The 19,387-nt window shown below is 54.0% G+C and carries 17 protein-coding genes; 11 read left to right on the forward strand and 6 right to left on the reverse strand.

The window, feature by feature from the left end; genetic code table 11:
• Positions 1–40: 40 nt before the first annotated feature.
• Positions 41–1,357 carry a Na+/H+ antiporter NhaA gene (gene nhaA / locus VFO10_RS30050; RefSeq protein ID WP_325145727.1) on the forward strand — a complete coding sequence of 439 codons (1,317 nt, stop codon included), beginning with the start codon at positions 41–43 and terminating at the stop codon, positions 1,355–1,357.
• On the opposite strand, the gene VFO10_RS30055 is transcribed toward nhaA, so the two are convergent.
• Both VFO10_RS30055 and VFO10_RS30060 read right to left on the reverse strand, forming a co-directional pair.
• A complete protein-coding gene (locus tag VFO10_RS30055; RefSeq protein WP_325145728.1) occupies positions 1,354–2,544 on the reverse strand; it encodes a sensor histidine kinase in 1,191 nt (396 codons plus the stop codon). The genes nhaA and VFO10_RS30055 overlap by 4 nt on opposite strands.
• 134 nt (positions 2,545–2,678) lie before the next feature.
• A complete protein-coding gene (locus tag VFO10_RS30060) occupies positions 2,679–3,485 on the reverse strand; it encodes a substrate-binding periplasmic protein (protein WP_325145729.1) in 807 nt (268 codons plus the stop codon).
• Between the two features lie 414 nt (positions 3,486–3,899).
• On the opposite strand from VFO10_RS30060, the gene VFO10_RS30065 reads away from it, so the two are divergent.
• From VFO10_RS30065 to VFO10_RS30105, 9 genes are all read left to right on the forward strand, one after another.
• Positions 3,900–5,051 carry a nodulation protein NfeD gene (locus VFO10_RS30065; protein WP_325145730.1) on the forward strand — a complete coding sequence of 384 codons (1,152 nt, stop codon included), beginning with the start codon at positions 3,900–3,902 and terminating at the stop codon, positions 5,049–5,051.
• Positions 5,052–5,065: 14 nt separating this feature from the next.
• Positions 5,066–5,821, forward strand: a complete 756-nt coding sequence (locus tag VFO10_RS30070; RefSeq protein ID WP_325145731.1) for a slipin family protein — start codon at positions 5,066–5,068, stop codon at positions 5,819–5,821.
• 78 nt (positions 5,822–5,899) lie between these two features.
• Positions 5,900–7,111 (forward strand): proline dehydrogenase family protein, encoded by a 1,212-nt coding sequence (locus VFO10_RS30075; protein ID WP_325145732.1) that lies wholly within the window; start codon positions 5,900–5,902, stop codon positions 7,109–7,111.
• Positions 7,112–7,384: 273 nt separating this feature from the next.
• The gene (locus tag VFO10_RS30080) at positions 7,385–8,083 is read left to right on the forward strand and encodes an outer membrane beta-barrel domain-containing protein (protein WP_325145733.1); all 699 of its coding nucleotides are present in this window, start codon (positions 7,385–7,387) and stop codon (positions 8,081–8,083) included.
• 33 nt (positions 8,084–8,116) lie between these two features.
• Positions 8,117–9,739, forward strand: a complete 1,623-nt coding sequence (locus tag VFO10_RS30085; RefSeq protein WP_325145734.1) for a hypothetical protein — start codon at positions 8,117–8,119, stop codon at positions 9,737–9,739.
• Between the two features lie 28 nt (positions 9,740–9,767).
• Entirely contained in the window at positions 9,768–12,914 is a 3,147-nt protein-coding gene (locus VFO10_RS30090; protein ID WP_325145735.1) for a tetratricopeptide repeat protein, read from the forward strand.
• 19 nt (positions 12,915–12,933) lie between these two features.
• Positions 12,934–14,160 carry a tetratricopeptide repeat protein gene (locus VFO10_RS30095; RefSeq protein WP_325145736.1) on the forward strand — a complete coding sequence of 409 codons (1,227 nt, stop codon included), beginning with the start codon at positions 12,934–12,936 and terminating at the stop codon, positions 14,158–14,160.
• 9 nt (positions 14,161–14,169) lie between these two features.
• Positions 14,170–14,436: a hypothetical protein gene (locus tag VFO10_RS30100; protein ID WP_325145737.1), complete on the forward strand. Its 267-nt coding sequence runs from the start codon at positions 14,170–14,172 to the stop codon at positions 14,434–14,436.
• Between the two features lie 10 nt (positions 14,437–14,446).
• A complete protein-coding gene (locus VFO10_RS30105) occupies positions 14,447–14,932 on the forward strand; it encodes a hypothetical protein (protein ID WP_325145738.1) in 486 nt (161 codons plus the stop codon).
• Here the strand turns inward: VFO10_RS30105 and hutF are convergent.
• The 4 genes from hutF to VFO10_RS30125 form a co-directional block, all read right to left on the reverse strand.
• Complete coding sequence (gene hutF / locus VFO10_RS30110) at positions 14,929–16,320, reverse strand: formimidoylglutamate deiminase (protein ID WP_325145739.1); 1,392 nt, start codon at positions 16,318–16,320, stop codon at positions 14,929–14,931. The two genes, VFO10_RS30105 and hutF, sit on opposite strands and share 4 nt — an antisense overlap.
• Positions 16,317–17,129 carry an N-formylglutamate amidohydrolase gene (locus VFO10_RS30115; RefSeq protein ID WP_325145740.1) on the reverse strand — a complete coding sequence of 271 codons (813 nt, stop codon included), beginning with the start codon at positions 17,127–17,129 and terminating at the stop codon, positions 16,317–16,319. The genes hutF and VFO10_RS30115 overlap by 4 nt, the downstream gene beginning before the upstream one ends.
• A 96-nt stretch (positions 17,130–17,225) precedes the next feature.
• Positions 17,226–17,606, reverse strand: coding sequence for an Hpt domain-containing protein (locus VFO10_RS30120; protein WP_325145741.1), 381 nt, complete (start codon positions 17,604–17,606; stop codon positions 17,226–17,228).
• Positions 17,607–17,630: 24 nt separating this feature from the next.
• Positions 17,631–18,350 carry a response regulator transcription factor gene (locus VFO10_RS30125; protein WP_325145742.1) on the reverse strand — a complete coding sequence of 240 codons (720 nt, stop codon included), beginning with the start codon at positions 18,348–18,350 and terminating at the stop codon, positions 17,631–17,633.
• 411 nt (positions 18,351–18,761) lie between these two features.
• On the opposite strand from VFO10_RS30125, the gene VFO10_RS30130 reads away from it, so the two are divergent.
• Positions 18,762–19,349 (forward strand): matrixin family metalloprotease, encoded by a 588-nt coding sequence (locus tag VFO10_RS30130; protein ID WP_325145743.1) that lies wholly within the window; start codon positions 18,762–18,764, stop codon positions 19,347–19,349.
• The last annotated feature ends 38 nt before the right edge of the window (positions 19,350–19,387 follow it).

A 19,387-nucleotide genomic window follows, 5' to 3' on the forward strand; every position in this document is an offset into this window, starting at 1 on the left:
GGAAACGAAGGCAGAGTGCTGCAAGAAGAAAAGAGCGTGAATGTCAAAGAGCGACCAGGATCTTCCTCATGAGATGATCCAGCAGATCACAGAACCACTGACGCGTTTTCTCAAAATCGAAGCCGCAGCAGGCACCATTCTGCTCGGAGCCATGCTCGTGGCCGTGGCGGTGACGAATTCGGTCTGGTCGAGCGCATTCAGCGCGTTCTGGGAGATGAATATTGGCATCCATCTTGGAACCTGGGATCTCAGCCGCCCGCTGCGGGGCTGGATCAATGATGGCCTGATGACCCTCTTCTTTTTCGTCGTTGCCTTGGAACTGAAGCGTGAACTCGTTCGCGGTGAACTGCGGAGCTTTCATATGGCGATGCTGCCCTTGGCGGGCGCCTTGGGCGGCATGCTGTTCCCTGCCTTGCTGTATCTCTTTGTGATGCGCGATACAGCTGAGGTCCACGGCTGGGGAACCGTAATGGCCACGGATACCGCTTTCATGATAGCCTGCCTCGCTATTCTAGGCAGGCGCATCCCTTCGAGCCTTCGGCTTTTTCTTCTGTCGCTTGCTATCTTTGACGATGTTGGTGCGATTCTGGTTGTCGCCTTCGGCTATGGTCATGCGCTTGATTGGACGGCGCTGGGCTTTGGTCTTGCCGGATTTATCGCTGTGGCCGGCTTTACCTGGATGGGCGTGAGAAGTTCCCCCGTTTATTCCCTGTTCGGCGTCGCCATCTGGTTCTGCGTCGACGTTTCCGGCCTTCATCCTACTATCGTAGGTGTCGTGCTGGGATTGATGACTCCGGCTCGGGGATGGGTCAGCGACGAACGCCTGCGCTTCATCTTCGGCAAAGTCCTTTCCTACCCCAGCGGTGACCATTGGAGCGGCGATACAGTCGATCGCCACGATCTTCGTCTCGCAGGAACAGCGGCACGCGAAACGCTCTCACCTGTGGAACGGCTCGAAATAAGGCTGCATCCCTGGGTGGGTTTCGGCATCATGCCCGTCTTTGCGCTGGCGAATGCTGGGGTTGCTTTGTCGCCTGAGTCTTTGGCCCAGCCTCTTACCTATGCCATAATTTTTGCGCTGGTGTGCGGAAAGCCTTTGGGGGTTATATCCATGAGCTGGCTTGCCGTCCGCCTTGGTCTCGCCACACTGTTTGCAAAATTAAACTGGTCTTTGATTGCAGGTGGAAGCCTCTTAACCGGCATAGGCTTCACCATGTCACTCTTCATTGCAGGGCTCGCATTCACCCCATCCTCTCTTGATGCCGCCAAGACTGGAATCCTCGCGGCATCCCTGATCTCGGCCGCAGCCGGACTTCTGGCCTTGACGGTTCTGAGCTCCAGAACGTCGCGTTCCTAACCGTTCGACCGGCGACCAAGAGGAAGCGTAAACGAGAATGTGCTCCCTTGTCCGAGCCGGGAATCCACCCAAATCCGGCCGCGATGAGCTTCCACGATCATCTTGGAAATATAGAGTCCGATTCCAAGACCACTGCGATTCTGCTCGGCAATCTGCCAGAAACGTTCAAAAATCTTTTCCTGCATATCTTCCGGTATACCAGGGCCGGTATCGGAAACGGAGACTTGAACCTCCTCAGCGCGACACTCCACCGATAAGCTCACGTGCCCACCCTTGGGTGTGAATTTGAGAGCATTGCTGATCAGGTTCGCGAGCACCTGGGAAATGCGGTCCTGGTCACAGATGACAAGGGCGTTGGTGTTGGAACAGTTCCGGTGAAGAGAGAGCTTTTTATCAGTGGCCTGATGCTCAAACGTCCTGAAGGAATACTGGATAATGTCATTGAAGTCATGGCGTTCGACTTGCAGGGTCACCTTGCCCGCAGCCATGCGCTCCATATCCAGAATATCGCTGATAAGCCTCAGCGCCTCATGAGCGTTGCGACCGATGAGATCCATATATTCATTCCTGATCTCGTCAGCCGTCCCATCGTGCTCCGCTGACTTCATCAGGTCCACAGCCATGGAGATGGACGCCAGGGGATTTTTAAGGTCATGGCTCACGATGGCCAGGAGTTCCTGCCTGCTCGTGAGAGCTGCTCGGGTTGCGAGATGCCCCTTCATCTCGTCTGAGTGTATATTCGCCGCCCGAAGATATTCATTATCCGTCCATTTTCTTTCGGAGTTAAGATCCTGATCGGTTTCCGTGCGTTCTTCCTGCAACAGCTCGTTCTCAACTCGCTGTTTCTGGCTGCGTTCACGTTCCAAGACCTGATCCATTTGGCATCTCTCACGATCAAGAGCGCTGTCGATCCTTTGCCGCTCCTCCAGAAGCTGCTCATCGACCTGGCTTGCGCCTGACACTGTCCTGTCTATCTTCCGCGAATTGTCGCCCTCGACCCTGATTTGGGTTCGAGTCTCATCAGCCTCTTCGCGGCTTGTTGAGACGGACTCATCAGCATGGCGTTCCAGCCGCTTCTTCGCTTCCAATAAAGACTGATCGGTCTTGGCCCGTTCAGCACTCAAGCTTTGGTCTGTTCGTTCGCGACCATTGGGTGTGGACGTGTCTTCATTCTGGTCTGCTATCATAAATAACCCTTCAATGGCTGCGATCCTGATGGCATTCATATCAAACATTGCCGCCATTTTCAGCAAATTCCATGAGTTTCTCAACGCCATCCTTATGGCGCTCTAAACTCTGTCGTCAAACTCATGAGGTGACTTTATAATCCCGGCCTTTTCTCGCAGCGGTGCAAGACATCGATGAAATCAGTCTTAGGCATAAGGGAAATTGGGACTTCGAAAGACCACTTCTCATAGATCTTCGCCAAAGCATCGGTCTTGGCGAGTCGCTCGATTTCCTCGTCATACAGATCGCGCAGTTTGCGCCCGCGGTTGTTTTTTGTGAAAAGCATGTAAAGGGTGTCGGAGAAAATCTCAGCGCATTCGAATTCATCGCGTGACCCTGGAATAAGATCGAGGGTATCGGACAGCTGCACGAGGTTATCCAGGTAATAATCCACGCGACCGGAAAGCACCATGCGAATGCCCTGCTCACGGCTGGCAATTTCGTGTCCTTTCAGATGCTCTTTGATGTCCTGTGGAAACTCATCAATATAACCCATCGGCCACACACCTATTTTGCTTTGGAGCCGGTCGATCACCGGCGGTTTCAAAGCGCCCTTTCTCTGGAAGATGACTTCCCAGCCCTGAATCAAAGGCTGGCGCGAAATGTAATAACCAGGGATCGGCGTGGTGCCTCCGGTGAAGTCGGCTTTGCCCACCTGGACATTGTGCAGGGCCCGTTTCCACGGCACGGTCTCCCGTTTCACCGTGATGCCTTTCGCCCTGAAGACCTGTTTCACAAGATCCACATAAAGACCTTTGCCCTCTCCATTCACATAGCCTTCCCAGTCGTTGGGTGTATGCCAGACCACTGTTTTCACGGAATGCTGGGCCGATACGGGAAGGGCAGGGACAAATATCAAAAGCCCCAGACATAGACTTCGTATGCGTGGCAGGTTTTTCATCCGCCTCTCCGACTATGAACCCACGAGTGAATCTAGTCCCAATAAACATAATGCTCGGAACGCTGCCAAGTAAATTATCCTGAATTCACTGAGCTGCAAGAGTTTCGTGGATCCAAACCTTGGTTAACTATAGCCATGGTTATTTTTCATTCGGCAGACGGGCCCGGGGGGCTCAATTTGATCTTTCCGAGGACCCTGATCAGAGGTAGCCTGGATGGGCAAGACGGGAGGTCCTCATCCATGGCGCACAGCTTTGTCCGGACAGTGTTCACGTTGGTCTTGAGTTTGCTGCTTCCCACGTGGGCTTTGGGAACAGACCCGGCCCCCCGGTGGCTTGAGCTTCACCTGGGTACGATTGGAGCGGCCTCCGCAGATATCCTGAAAAGCGCCTTCAATGAGATCGGAAGAGAGAAGATGGAAGGGCTCCTCATCGTTCTGGATACGCCCGGCGGATCCCTCGATGCCACGCGCACCATGGTCCAGGATATTATGGGGTCCACTGTTCCTGTCGTGGTCTGGGTCGGCCCTGATGGCGCGCATGCAGGCAGTGCCGGGACTTTTATCACTCTGGCCGCGCATGTGGCAAGCATGGCACCGGGAACGAATATCGGCGCAGCGCATCCAATCGAAATCGGTGGTGGGGATATCGATGGCCCGTCCGACCTGCGTTCCAAGGTGGAAAACGATACGGTCGCTTTTATTCAGTCCATCGCCGGAACCCGCGGCAGGAACCAGGAGATGGCCGCGTCCTTCGTCCGCAATTCCCTGGCTATCACCGCGAAGGAAGCCCTGGAAAACAAGGTGATAGATGTGATCGCGCCGGATATTAAAACGCTGATGAAGGGTATTGATGGGCGCGAAGTGAAGATAGGGGAGACCACGAAAACTCTGCAAACCGCTGGCGCCGAACTTGTCACCTTCCAAAGGAGTTTTCGCCACGAGCTTTTGGAAATCCTCAGCAATCCCAATCTTTTTTATCTCCTCTTCATCGTCGGTCTGCTAGGCCTTGCTTTTGAAATCACCCACCCCGGCGTCATCGCTCCCGGCGTGGTGGGCGCCATCTGTCTGCTGCTGGCTCTGATTGCCTCCTCGGTATTGCCAGTCAACTTCGGAGCCATGCTCCTGATCCTGGCCAGCGTCGTCTTTATGGTGGCGGAAATATTCCTGCCGAGCTTTGGAGCTTTGGGAATCGGAGGCTTGATCGGCTTTGTTACGGGATCCATTCTTCTGATCGACGATAAAGCGGAGCCTGGCATGCGCATCTCGCGCTGGCTGATCATTCCATCGGCCCTGTTTCTGCTCCTATTTTTCCTGGGCCTGGGTTGGCTCGTCATGCGGAACATGCGCGCCAAGCCCAAGACGGGAGTGGAAACTCTTTTAGGAGCGGAAGTCGAAGCGGTCGAATACTTCATTGACGGCCATGGTCGCGTCCGCATATTCGGAGAATACTGGAATGCCACGGAAGTGAATCATCAAACCGTCAAGCCGGGCGACCGACTTTTGGTTGAAGAGATTGAGGGACTGAATCTGAAGCTAAGGCTCCTGCCATCGACACGAAAGGATTGACTATGGAATACTCCATGCTGGTTTTACTGCTCATCGTTATTCTTCTGCTCATCAGCTCTGCGGTCCGCATCATCCCGGAATACCAAAGAGCCATTGTCTTTCGATTGGGACGTGCCTTGAATGTGCCGAAGGGGCCCGGCATCATCTTTCTGATTCCCGGTGTGGATCGCATCGAAGCGCGCGTGTCCACGCGAATCGTGACCATGGACATAGATCCTCAGGATGTTATCACCCGCGATAACATCTCGCTGAAGGTGAATGCCGTCGTCTATTTTAAAGTCGTCGACAGCATGAAGGCCGTCATCAATGTGGAAAATTACCTTTATGCCACCGCCCAGCTTTCCCAGACGCATCTGCGTTCTGTATTGGGCGAACATTCCCTGGACGAGCTCCTCGCCGAACGGGATAAGATCAACCTGCACCTGCAGCGTATTCTCGATCAAAACACCGACTCCTGGGGCATAAAAGTCGTGGCTGTCGAGGTGAAACATGTCGACCTTCCACCGGATCAGCAAAGGGCCATGGCTCGTCAGGCGGAAGCCGAGCGGGAACGTCGCGCCAAAGTTATTGCCGCGGAAGGGGAGTTCCAGGCGGCGCAAACCCTCAAAAATGCTGCGGATTTGATCTCCAATAATTCCACGGCCTTGCAGCTCCGTTATCTGCAAACCATGGCCGATATGGCGACTTCGAACAACGCAAAAACGCTGTTCTTTCCCATTCCGATCGATTTACTGGAGGCGTTTCAGAATATGAAGCCGCGGAAGGAATGAGACGCGCAGCGAACTCATGACTTTTGGGGGCTCTTCTGCTAGGGTGTTCTCGCCACGGATCCTAGGGAGAGCCACGCCATGTCCAAACCCAAACGTCAACCCGAGACGCCTGCTGCCAGCCTTGATCTGAATAACACCAAGGTCGCCTTTGCCTCGCTCAGCGATGGTCAACTGCAGCAGGCTATTTTTCTTTTCCGCGTCATCGGCAGTCCGACTGTAGTGAAACTCGGTCCGACCTTGGCCGGACTCTCGCTCAAACTGCGTCTGCCCGTGCAGGGCCTGATCAAAAAAACCATCTTTTCCCATTTCTGCGGCGGGGAAACCATCCCTGATTGCCTGCCCCGCATCCAGCAGCTGGGTTCGAAGAATGTAGGCACCATCCTTGATTTTGCCCGTGAAGGTGGAGGCAAGGATGCGGACTTTGATATCGTCACGCAGGAAATCATCCGAACCATCGACATGGCCGCGCAGCATCGCAAGATGATACCCTTTGCGGTCTTCAAACCCACAGGCGTGGCCTCACTTGATCTTTTGGCGAAGGTCGATCGCGGTGATGTGCTGAGCGTGGATGAGCAGTCGGCTTATGCCCGCGTTCAGGGCCGTTTCGCAGCGATCTGCGAGCATGCTGCGAAAAAGCGCGTGCGCATCATGATCGATGCCGAGGAATCCTGGATTCAAAAAGCGGTCGATACCCTGGCCATGGATCTGATGGCTCGATTGAATAAAGAGGAAGCCATCGTCTTCAACACCATCCAGCTCTATCGCCATGATCGTTTGGAATTCATCAAGGCCTGTCATGAGACGGCGAAGGCGCAGGGCTTTCAGCTCGGCTTCAAACTCGTGCGGGGCGCCTATCTGGAAAAAGAGAACGACAAGGCAGCCGAAGACGGCCGTCCGTCGCCCATCAATCCAACCAAGGAAGCCACCGACCGCGAGTATAACGAAGCCTTGAAATTCTGCGTGGCCAACGTCGATCGCATCGCCATCTGCGCAGGAACGCATAATGAGGATTCCGTGCGTCTTCTGGTTGACCTGATGGCCCAACACCAGATCGCTGCGAATGATGAACGCATACACTTCGCTCAGCTGCTCGGGATGAGCGATAACATCAGCTTCAACCTTGCCGCATCCGGTTACCTTGTTGCCAAGTATGTTCCTTATGGAACGGTGGCGGAACTTCTGCCCTATCTTACAAGGCGCGCTCAGGAAAATTCCTCGGTGCTGGGCCAGAGCAGTCGCGAGCTCGATCTTTTGAATCGCGAATGGGCTCGACGTAAAGCCGCAAAGTAAATCTCCAACTGCATTATCGGGGCGGGCAGTTCTTGCCCTCCTTATACTACCCATGCCTCGTGTTACACTCTTTACAAGGCTTGATGGCATTCATGCGTAAGAAATCGGCTTCGTTTTCCGATTTCTGCGTTACGAAAATTCATCGTAATTACCAATAATTGCGCTCAAGTCCGCGTTGCTCCCAGCGAATGTTTAAGGTTTGGAACCGTTTCACCGAACTATTTCGTTATAGGAAGGTTTCCCCGTGCGGGAAGCTTGATTAGAGGTCAACCTATGAAATTTCGATTCGTACGCACGCGTCTTCTTCTGACAACTCTGCTGATGAGCCTGGCACCGGCCACGTTCGCCATCGACCTGAAGCCCGAAGAGATTCGTGGTAAAGGGCAGCAGTCCCCTGTGACTATTCTCCAGAATCGCTACTTTACCAAAGCGCTGCGCCCTGAGCTGGGTGTTTCCTATGGAACCATCACTAATGAAGCTTATACCGATACCACGCTCTTGGGCTTCCGGGGCGCGATGTTTCTGAATGAGTGGATCGGTGTCGAGCTGCAGTCGATGACGGCCAAGGTCGCGGATTCTGATGACCGCAAGGCTCTGCGCCGGATCACCTACTACCGTCGCGAGGCGGATGGCTCGTTCGTTCAGGGGATTTTGGATCCTGAAGTCAACCAGATCAAGAAAATCATCGACACCAGTGCGATTCTTGCTCCGTTTTACGGAAAGCTCAACCTTGCCGACTTCCTGATCGTTTACTCCGATGTTTACTTCACAGCAGGCCTGTCGCGTGTCAGCACGGATCAGGGCGATCTGAATGCTCTGAACTACGGCGCGGGTCAAAGGTTCTATTGGGCCAAGGCCCTTTCGATGCGCATCGACTTCAAAGCGCGCAGTTACACAGAAACACGAAATGGTGCGGACTATCGCAAGAATACCTATAGCGTCGACTTCGGTCTGAGCTACTACCTGTTTTAAATAGTCCAAGCCTGGGGTGGGAGCGTAATGTTAGTGAAAAATATAAAAAGCTTGATACTGATAGCCGGGCTGGTGTCGACACCGCTTTGGGCGCAGAAAAACACGACGAAAGCGGTTCCGAAGAAACCGGCGGCCGGCAAGCAGGTTTTTGTCCAGGGACAGGTCAATCCTGTGACCAATAGACGTCTGCTCGCAGTTTTCGAAAAGTATCGTCGCGGCGAGCTTCAAAAGCGCCCGGCCTGGGACGCTTTGGATACCTTCGTTCCGAAACTGAGCGAGCTGACGCTCGATAATCGTCTGGCCTATGAGCAGGTCCGCGCTGAACTTCTCTTCCTGGCCGGTTATCCCCTTCTGGCCTCGGAGCATGCGATCCGGGCTTTGGCGCTGGCTCAGGTGCCTTATGATGAAAAACATAAACCGCTCTGGGAGATTCTTTGGAAAACATCCAAAGTCAAACCCATTCAGTATCTTCTGGAAGAACTGGGGGGCAACCTCGGCTTCCGGGAAGGTAATCCACCCTCGTTTGGCAACAACTGGAACTATATCCTGGCCAACGCCTTTGCCGCGAAAAACGATACCGCGGCAGCCAAGAAAGCCTATGATAAGATCGTGATGCAGGATCGCTATTTCATGCCGGCTCAGTATCAGCTGGGTCTGATTGCGATCAAGATGAATCAGCCGCAGCAGGCGGAGGCATACTTCCGCGCTGTCCTGAATCCTGCGGCCCAGGATCTTGCCGAGCTTCGCCGTTATGAAATGGCGGAAATGCTCAACTACACGCACATGGCCCTGGCCCGACTCTATTACCAGGAGCGCCGCTTCATCGAATCCGCTCAGGAATACCGTTTGATTCGTCGCAGCAGCGTGCTCTTCTATGACGCCATCTTCGAACAGGCCTGGGCTTTGTTCATGGCCGGTAGCGTGAAGCACGCATTGGGCGCGCTTTACTCCTCGCACTCGCCTTACTTCGAGGATCGCTTCAATCCCGAAGGCAAGGTTTTGGAATCCATGATTTACTATTGGGTTTGCCGCTATGATGATGCCCGGAATTCGCTGGCGGACTTCGCGGACAAACACCGTGATGCCGTCGCCAACCTCGGGACCTTCCTCGATCGGCAACGCCTGAGCCCGGACGCCGCCTATCAGCTGTTTGAAAACCTGATCACGGGCGTGTCCGGCGAATCCATCGGGATTCCCATCAACGTTTTGAATACCGCCGCCCATAGCGATGTGATGCTGCTCGTGCGCGATCAGTATGCGACGCTCATCGAGGAGCTGAATGCCCTTGAAACATACGGCATCTATGGATCCCTGCCCGACATCGAGCCCTATAAGCAGATGCTCCTCGGACGGGCCGCCATCATGCGGACCGAGATCGGCTCGCGCTTCCTGGGCGAGCTGCGGAACCTCAAGGATCACTTTGATGAGCTTTATGACCAATCCCAGTTCCTCTATCTTGAACTGCTCATGAGCCAGAAGGATCAAATCCTTGGCAAAGAGCTGCACGGCGATAGCAAGCTGTCGAAGGTTACGGATAAGGATGCTGTGACCGGCTGGAGTCGCAAGACGCAAAGCTGGGAAGACGATAAGTTTGAATACTGGTGGGACGAGATCGGTTACCAGATCATTGACGTGGAACCCGAGTGTAAACTCTAAGCACTAAGGTTACGGCAAAGGGGAAGTTATGAAATTGAACAGCATCACAAAAACTCTGGCCCTGCCCATTCTTGCGCTGGCTCTTGCGAGCGGCGGCATGGATGGATACGCTGCCCCCAAAAAAGAGAAAGCGAAGCTGGCGAAGGATGCCGCCCCGGCCAAGGGTGACATGAACGATTACTTTGCCGAGAGTCGCCAGGGCGTATCGCCTGAAAAGCTGAGGGAGGCGGACGCGCTGCGCATGCAGACCGTCGCCAGTATCCATAAGCTTCTGGCCACACCGAACATGCAGGCGAACCGCAAGTTCGAGCTCTACCTGCGCCTCGGTGAACTTCATTCCGAACGCGCGGAGTATATCCGCGATATGGAAATGAAGGATTATGAAACCAAATACGAAGCCTGGAAGAAGACGAAAAAAGGTGCCGAACCACAGCTGACCACCAAATCGTCCCAGGCTGAACTCCTGAAGAGTACGGAAGCCTTCCGTAAGCTCGTCAAGGAATTCCCGAAGCATCCCCGTACCGATGCAGCCCTCTATTCCCTGGCCAAGACCCTTTTGCTGCTGGAGAACGACAACGCTGTTCTTTACTTCAACCAGCTCGTGAATCAGCATAAGGATTCCATGCTGCTGGCGGACACCTACCTGGCCCTGGGTGAATTCTACTTCTATAAGCACGACATGGAAAAGGCCAAGGACAACTACAAAAACGCGATGGAAGCATCCAAGGGCAAGCCTGATAAGGAAGCCAAGGTCTATCCCTTCGCGGTCTATAAGTTAGGCTGGGCCTACTACAACTCCAAGGTCAAATCCGACAAGGAAACCATGGAGAACGTCGACAAGGGCATCGCAGCCTTCAAATTGGCCATCAAAATCGCCGAGAAGGACAAGGATAGTCCGGGTAACTTCAACCTGCGTCAGGAAGCGATCAATGACCTGATCATGGTCTATGCGGAGACCGAGAAGATCGACGAGGCGATGGAATACTTCAACCGTATCGGCGAGAAGGAATCCTTCTACGATATGCTCGAACGCCTTGGTAACATCTATGAGGACAACGGGGAAAACACCAAAGCCATCGACGTGTTCGGTCGTTTGCTGGCGGAATCGCCCACGCGCCCCAGAAACCCTGAAATTCACGCGAAACTGGCAAAACTCTATGATACGACGCTGAATGCGGCCGCCCTGGTCGACAACATGAAGCGCATGAAGGCCCTCTACGTGGACGCTGGCAGCAAGTGGATTGCCGCCAACGCCACCAAGAAGGATGTCCTGGATGAAGCCGTAGAGAAAACCAGAAAGAACATCCACCGCTACGGTACCCTTTATCATCAGCAGGGTCAGAAGCTGAAGAAAAAGCCCATGCTCGCCACGGCGGCGGAACTCTATAAACTCTATCTGGCCACCTTCCCCAAAACGGAAGATGCCTATGAGCTGCGTTACTACCTTGCGGATATCTACTTCCAGTTCGAGCAGTTTGAAAACGCGGCTGACGAATACTATACCGTCACCCAGGAACGTCCCAAGGATGGCAAGTATCTGAAGGAATCCGCCTTCAATGCTGTCGTCGCCATCAAGAAAATCGACGAAGCCACCACCTATCAGAAGCTTCCCCCGTTGGGCCAGGTCTCGAAGCCGATCCCCTTGCCCCGCGTGAAGCAGAAGATGGTGACCATGATCGACAACTATGCCGCTCTTCTCCCGAAAGAGAAAGAAGGCTTCCCTATGCGCTATACAGCAGCCATGACCTGGTTTGAGTATGGCCACTATCCGGAAGGCCTGAAGCGCTTTGAAAGTATCGGGATGGATATCCCCGATACGACCCAGGGCAAGAGCGCGATCAAAATGATCCTGACGTTCTATGCCGAACGCAAGGACTGGGAGAACCTCGTCAGGTACTCGAAGAAGTATTATGACAACAAGGCGATCGTAGCGACCAGCCTGAAGGATGATCTGATCAAGGCGATGAAAACCGGCGTGTTCTCCCTGGGTCTTCAGCAGAACAAGGAAAACAAGCTGGCGGAAGCCGCCAAGACCTTCGAATCCTTCCAGTCGCAGTTCCCTCAGGATGAAAGTGCCGACGCAGCTCTTTACAATGCCTCGACCGCTTACTACAAGCTGGCCAAGGTCGAAGATGCTCTGCGCGTGGGTCACCTCCTGCTGAAGGAATATCCGAAATCCAAGCTCGCGCCCAAAGTGTCCTTGGATATGGCCCAGACCAACGAATCGCTGGCCGACTTTGATCAGGCTGCCAAGCTCTATAAGTACTACGGTCTGAACTTCAGCAAGGAAGCCGACTCGGTCAAGGCTCTTTACAACGCCGCCACTCTCTATCGCGGTCTGAAGGATTATCCGGAATCCATCAACCTTTATAAAAAATTCATCTCGCTGCATGGCAAGGACAACCTCGCTCGCACGGCCGTCCTCCAGATCGCCGAGATGAATGAACTGAACAAAACCTGGGGTGAAGCCACCCAGTATTACAATCAGTATGCCGGCCTCTGGCCCGATCGTTCGGAGCAAAACCTCGTGGCCCGCGCCCGTCTCGCCAAGATCGCTCTGGTCAGCGGCAACCGCGCCAACGGCCTGAAGGAAATCCGTCGTCTTCAGAAGGATCTGACGACTAAGGACGCGCCTCCAGCTCTGGAAGCCCGTCGGATCGCAGCCGCCGCCTTGATTGATGACATCGAGAATGATTACAAGAATTTCACGGAAATTCGCGTCACGGATGCCGCCCGCATTGAAAAGGAAATGGCGAGCAAGCAGGAACGGCTCGTGGGACTTGTGGCTCGCTATCAGGAAGTGATTGAACTGGGCAGCGGCGAACACACCGTGTCCTCGCTCTATCACCTGGGTGTGATGCACGAGAACTTCGCCAAGGTCCTCTTCGATGCGCCAGCGCCGAAAGGGGCCAATCAAAAGGCCATCGACGATTATCGCAGCTCCATCGAAAAGGTGGCTTTCCCCCTGCGTGATGAGAGCAACAAGTTCTTCGAAGCCGCCTTCAAGCGTTCGCAGGAGGTTCAGACCTTCACCGAATGGACGCGGAAGGCTTATGAGAAGATGGTGGAACTGCAGCCTGATAAATATCCGGCTGTTGTCGAGAAAACCACTTCGCCCACGTATATGTCGCATGTGATGGTCTGGGACGAATCCGTCGCCGACCTCGCGAACTGAAAGCTGGAGGAAGCCTGACATGAAAAAACTGATCTCCATCGCACTCCTGGGCGTACTCGGCTTGAATCAGGGCTGCAGCACCACAGGACAGGTCGCGAGGATCGACAAGGAAAAGCGGAAGTTCGAACTGCAAAGCCAGGACGATACCAAATCCGCGATGATGACGAACGAAGAGGGGACCACCCAGTCCCTCGTTATGAAGCTGGAAAAGCGTCTGCAGGCCAACCCTCGGGACCTGAATGCGCATATCAACCTGTCCCAGACTTATCTGGCCATGGGTCGCTATGATCGTTCAGAAAAATCCTGCCGCGACGCGCTGCGGATTGATCCCCGTAATGAAACATCCCGGAAGATCCTGGCTCAGATTTACTATCGTCGGGGTAATCTGGAGATGGCCAACATCATCCTGAACGGCCTTGACGCCATCAACAGTAAGGACAGCCAGATCCTGAACCTTTTGGGCATGATCGCTCTGCGGCAAAACAAGCCTGAATTCGCCCTGCAGGCCTTCCAGGAAGCTCTGAAGAACAATCCCTCGGACATTGCGGTCCGTATGAACCTCGGCGTGCTTTATGTCCACTACCGTCAGCTGGGTCTGGCCGCAGTGGAGTTTGAGCGCATCCTGAAGGTGATGCCCGAGCACCCCGATGCCAATCTTCATATGGCCATTATCGAATCGAATCGCGGCAACCTCGAAAAGGCTGAAGAGCTTTATCAGAAGGTGCTGGGCATGTCGAAGAATAACCCCGTGGCCATCTTTAACATGGCCGTGGTGGAAGAGCGTCGGAAGAACTTCGATAAAGCAATTGATTATCTGAAGCGTTACCTCGACACCGACTTCGCCAAGAAGAAAAACAATCAGGAAGTCTTCGCTCTGATTGAAAAGGTCCGCTCGGAAAAGGAAGCCGCCACCGGCAAACGCGTATCGGATGATGACATCATGAAGCTCGCAGCCAAGGCTCGGGCCGGCGGGGGACCTGCCTCGGCTTCGACCAAGGATAAAGAGTTCGTGGATGCCGATCCACGCAACCAGGAAATGGAAGCCTCGCGCGCGGCACCTGCTCAACCGCAGACTCAGTCGGGCTCGACTCCTGCGGCGTCCCAGGCGGCGATCAATACCGACGGCACCACAACAGCGCCTGCGCCCGCGGCCAAAGCGGAAAAGCCCAAGGCCGAAACCAGGAAGAAAAAATCCTATCGCAATGACGAAGAAGAGATTGACGATCTGGAGAAACAGCTTAAATGAGGCGGCAGCATGAAAATCATATTCGCTTTGATGCTTACAGTGTTCGCGGTCAACATTCAGGCTGCTGAAAAGGAGAAAGGCAAGCCGAAGGAAGGGAATTTCCAGACGAACATGGACTTTGACTCGTCCATGATCGACGGGAAAATGAAGGCTCCGTCGGGCTTCTTCCTGCAGGGCCGCAATAAGCAGAGTTTGAGCAACATGGTGAAACTGCGTTCGAACTTCAGCGGCAAGCTGCGGGATTCGGAAGCGGCTGTGAAAGCCCTCATCAAGTAAAAGGCGAAGCATGCGGCTTTTGATCATGCGTTCACTGCTTCTTATAGCGGCAGGCCTGAGCCTCGCCGCATGCGCAACCACGCCTCCTGCGAGCGAGGTCCGCACGGTATCCCTGCCGCCTGCTCCTCCGCCTCCTCCCGCACCTCCTGTGAACGTGGTGGCGGCGCCCTTGCCTCAGGATCATCAGGATACGCTGGAAACAGCGCCTTCAGCCCCGATTCCGGCCCGAAAATTCAAGTTGGAGTGCACATCCGGCGTCAAGGTCACAGGTCAGGTGGACCGCTGGTCCCCCCTTTCCACATGCCCGAGCGGTTATGAGGTGACCGGATTAAGCCGCATTGATCTGCAGGGAGACCACAACCGGCCCAATCTTCATGTCAATGATTTCATCTGCGATGATCGAGGCTGCAAGGCCTGGTGCATCGGTGATGGATGCACCGTCGAGGCCCGCTGCTGCCGGGTGAGTGAAGAAGGTCCTAAGAGTGCAGGACCCTAAACGCGCAGGTCAGACGTGACCTGCCGCACGACCCTGCGAAACGATTCGACCGTCTCCCGCTTTTTCACATGCGACCGCCCGCTGACCTGTTTTTTCCCCTGCACATAAACGCTCTCAATAAGCCCCTGATCGCCGGCATACATGGCAATGCCAAGGACATTCGAAACAGGCCGCTCCACCAGCCGATCATGCCCGCTATCGAGCACAATCGCATCAAAGGGCTGGCCCACGGAAAAAGCGTCTCCGAGAAGGCCTAAAGCCTTGCGTCCGGCCCTTTGCACATGATCAAAGAGGATCTGTCCCGAATCCATCCGTTCCGCATCACAGAGCAGGTTGCGCTTCTCCATAAATAACCGATGCACGATCTCCGGATAACGCGCCTCCCCAAAGGGGCAAAGGCTCACGTGCGAATCGGTGCCGATACAGAAGTTGCCACCCTGGCCGAAAAATTCGGGGAAGGGGAAAATGCCATCGCCCAGGTTGCCCTCGGTGGAGGGGCAAAGAACGACCGTGGCTTTCGAAGCCACGAGCTTTTTGATCTCAAGGGTATTGATATGCGTGGCGTGAACAAGGTTATGGTGATCGGACAGTGGAATATTATCGTAAAGCCAATCCACCGCCCGGCAATGATAAGCCTGCTCGAAAGCGATCGCATCGGTGGACTGCTCGGACACATGAAAATGCGCAGGTCCAAGGGCCCAATGGGTTCCCAGGATGGTCTTGATATCCCGGGGAGGCGCCGCACGCATCGAATGCACGCCATAGCCAACGAGAACCTCGGGATATTCCTTCCGATTCACATTCGCAATATTTTCCAAAAGGGCGAGATATTCATCGGTATCCTTGCAATAAAACCGGCGCTGCCTTGGCTGAATCGCTTGGCCTGGCGCTGACTGATGATAGTAAACAGGCACCAGAGTCAAACGAATCCCGGCCCGTCGAGCCGCTTCCATGATGGCCACGGACAGTTGCGCAGGCTGCGCATAGTGCTGACCGGACTTGTCATGATGCAGATAATGAAATTCACAGACCGATGTATAGCCGTACTCCAAGAGCGTCTGGTAAAAACGCGTCGTGATATCAAGGAGCTGCTCAGGATCGAGCACACCGGCGAGCTGATACATTTTCTCGCGCCAGGACCAGAAATCATCCTTCTCATGACCGGGTTCCAAACGCTCGGCCATGCCGCTCATCAGATACTGAAAGGAGTGCGAGTGCCCATTGGCAAAACCCGGCAGAAGATAACCGGGATTTTTTTCAGTCACAGGAAGGGACGGAGCATCGTCACCGATCGCACTGATCCGTCCCAGGTCGTCCACTGTCACATAACAGGGCGTGAGCCACTGACCGTCGACATAGCCCGCTTTGAACTGCAAAACCTGAGTCATGGCAAGGCCTCCAGGACGGTGGAAAGTTCCAGAAATGCATCCGTCAGAACCTTTTGCACCTGGGCGCATTTTTTGGGATCGAGGCGCGTACGGGCGTCGTTCATATAAACATCCTGCGACATTTCCAATTGAATCGCATGCACGCGCTTTTCAGGCATTCCATAGGCCCTTGTGATCTGCCCGCCCTTGAAAGGCTGATTATGGGCGATCTGAAAGGGCGATTGTTTAAGAACGCGCAGCAGGGCATCACTCAAGGCCTTGTCCGCGCTGCCGCCATCGCGATCACCGACGATCATATCGGCAAAGGGATCCGGAGCCAGCGACGGCACCGAACGGCGAATGGAATGCGCATCGAACAGCAGCACATGCTTGAAGTTTTTATGCGCCTCGTGAATGAGATCCTGCAGGGCGGCATGATAAGGCTGATAGTAAAGGTGTCCGCGACGCTCGCGTTCGGCGGCATCGGGCCTTTGCGCGAGTTCATAGAGCTCGACACCATCAAAGGTGGTCAGAGGCATCGCATCGGTTTGCCGTCTGTGATCGGTATAAAGAGCCGGACCTTCCATTGGGCGATTCAGATCCACCACATAGCGGCTCAGGCGCGCCTGGATCATCGGAATCCCGAGACTCGGGCAGAATGCATAAAGTTCCGGAACAAACCAGTCCGTGTCCGGGAGCTTATGCAGAATATCGGGTCTTAGCGTTTGAGCCACTTCTTCAGGCACATCGGTTCCTGCATGCGGAACGCTGACGATAATGGGCCTTCGTGCTGCTTCAGCAGGCCTAAGATGATAGACAGGGAAAGACATAACGGGCCTCGACTTCGGAAGGAACTTTTGAGGTCCCTATCTTAGCGCGAGGCCCAGGAGATTTGCAAAGGCTAAGACCGGTCAAGGCTCAGAGCCTCATAACCATTTGGTCTCAAGCTCTTTTTTGGTGAGGGGATAGGTCTTATGCAACTCCGCCAGGACTTCCGATGCATTTTCGACTTTACCGCTGCGTCCCATCACTTCCAATTGCTCAGCCAATTTCATCATCATCATGGCACCCAGGTTGCCTGAAGTGCCCTTGAGAGCATGGCCGGATCGCTCGACTTTCACAGGATCCTTGGCGGCAACGGCTGCATCGAGTTCAACCAGGAGCGCAGGACAACGCTGAAAGAAAATATTGAGCAGCTCCTTGAAGAAGTCATCCTCATCATCAGGCTCGCCGAGGTTCTTGATGGCTTGGAGTTTCTGCGCATCAATGATCGGCCAGGCTTCGTCCAGCTTAGGAGCCGCACCCATATTTTCATCCTCTTCCAGAAAAAATCAGGAGGCCGCATCCAGGTGCTGCTGACCCTGACCCAGGTATTTCAGATAGAAGCCCACACCGTATTTGGTTTCGATCACGACGTTGTCCGACACATCCTTCAGGAGTTGACGAACAGCGTGCAGTTTGCGGTGCAGCGCGTTATCTGTAACCTTGATCTGGCCCCAGCAACGCATTTTCAAAGCATCCTTCTCGACGATGGCGCCTTCGGTATTCGCAAGGCAGGCCAGAAGGTTGACTTCGATGGGGGAGGCAAAGCGTTTGCCCGATGGACCTTCGACTGTGCGATGAGCCGAGTCGATGGTGATGTCGCCGAATTCCACGACTTCCTTGGCCGCCTTCTGAGCCGCATCCGCCATGCGCAGTTTGAAACGCGCATCGACTTCATCGGGGATCAGGGGCTTGCGAATAAAATCATCCGCTCCGGAATTCAATGCTTTCACAATGCTGGTTTCCGCCGGAGTGCCGGTGATCACCAGGATTGGGCAGAAGGGCCATGCAGCGCGCAGATTGGGCAAAATATCCAATCCGGTCCGGCCATTACCCAAATGGATGTCAATAAAGACTGCGATGGGGTGCAATTCATCGACTTTGGCCAAAAGCTCCTCGGGATCCTTCATCCCAACGGTGCGAATTTTGGTTGAGCGTTCGATGATCTGATGCACCATGACATCATCGTCCAGGGTAATTGTGTAGGTATCACTTGGGTTGCCTTTCATGTCCGCATCCTTCACTTAGGGCGTTGAACCTTTATCTAGGTAAAGAATCGGTGCCGACCCGGCAATTTTTAACCCGGGAAAGTTTTTTCCCAGGCAGAAAGTTCCTCCTTGAACGTAAGATCTCCAAATTCTTACAGAAATAGAGTTGAGGAATTTTTTGCCCAGGGCCTAAGTGGGCACGTATTTCCCGCCAGCAAGGGGGGTCGAGGCAGGCCTGCGGAAGGATTCAAATCGATAACTTAGCGCAAGCAAGCGGAAAACCTGAATATTTTTCAAAAGCGAAAAAAGAGCCAACTCGGGCTTGACTACGCAACTCTGACTCATATATAAATCAGTCAACCCGGCACCCCCGGGGATGCTCTTCTCCTGTTGCTGTTGCTCTTATTGCTGCTGTTGCTGTTGAGGTTTCCCATGTTTGGCCGCACACTTACTCTTCTGTTCGCCCTTTTCTTCTTTTCCGCCTGTCAGGAATATCAGGTGGTTGCCGTGAAAGACTTCCGCATCTACACGGACACCAAAAACCCCGAGTTGAAAAAAGCCATCAGGATCCTGGCTCAGCGCTACAACAAGGACATGGGTTCCAAGACCCTGACCATCGTGGATCGCGAGGAAGACAGCAATTCCCGCATTCGCTTCACCAGCGGACTGCATGACAATGGTCACAAGCTGGGACTGGGCAAGTGGATCACGACGACCAATCAAAAATCAACGCTGACCATCAATGGCGAGAAGAATACGCAAACGGTCGCTTATGCGATGGATATTGAATTCGATCAGGAGAATTTTGAAGCGAAGGTGGCTTCCTTGAGTGATTCAAGCAGCGAGGAAGCCCAGCATCTTTACCATCTTTTCTGCCATGAGATCGGTCATGGACTTCAGATGGATCACAGCCCAGAGAATTCGAATGTGATGTATCCGACGATTCCCGACAAACCCACGCGGTATGTCGATTATAAGGCTTACTTCAATCGGGCTCGCTCGTTTATGAGCAGTCATTGATCGAGGCCTGTAACAGCAACTTGGGGTTCTCTGCATCG

The organism is Oligoflexus sp., assembly GCF_035712445.1.
GTDB lineage: Bacteria > Bdellovibrionota_B > Oligoflexia > Oligoflexales > Oligoflexaceae > Oligoflexus.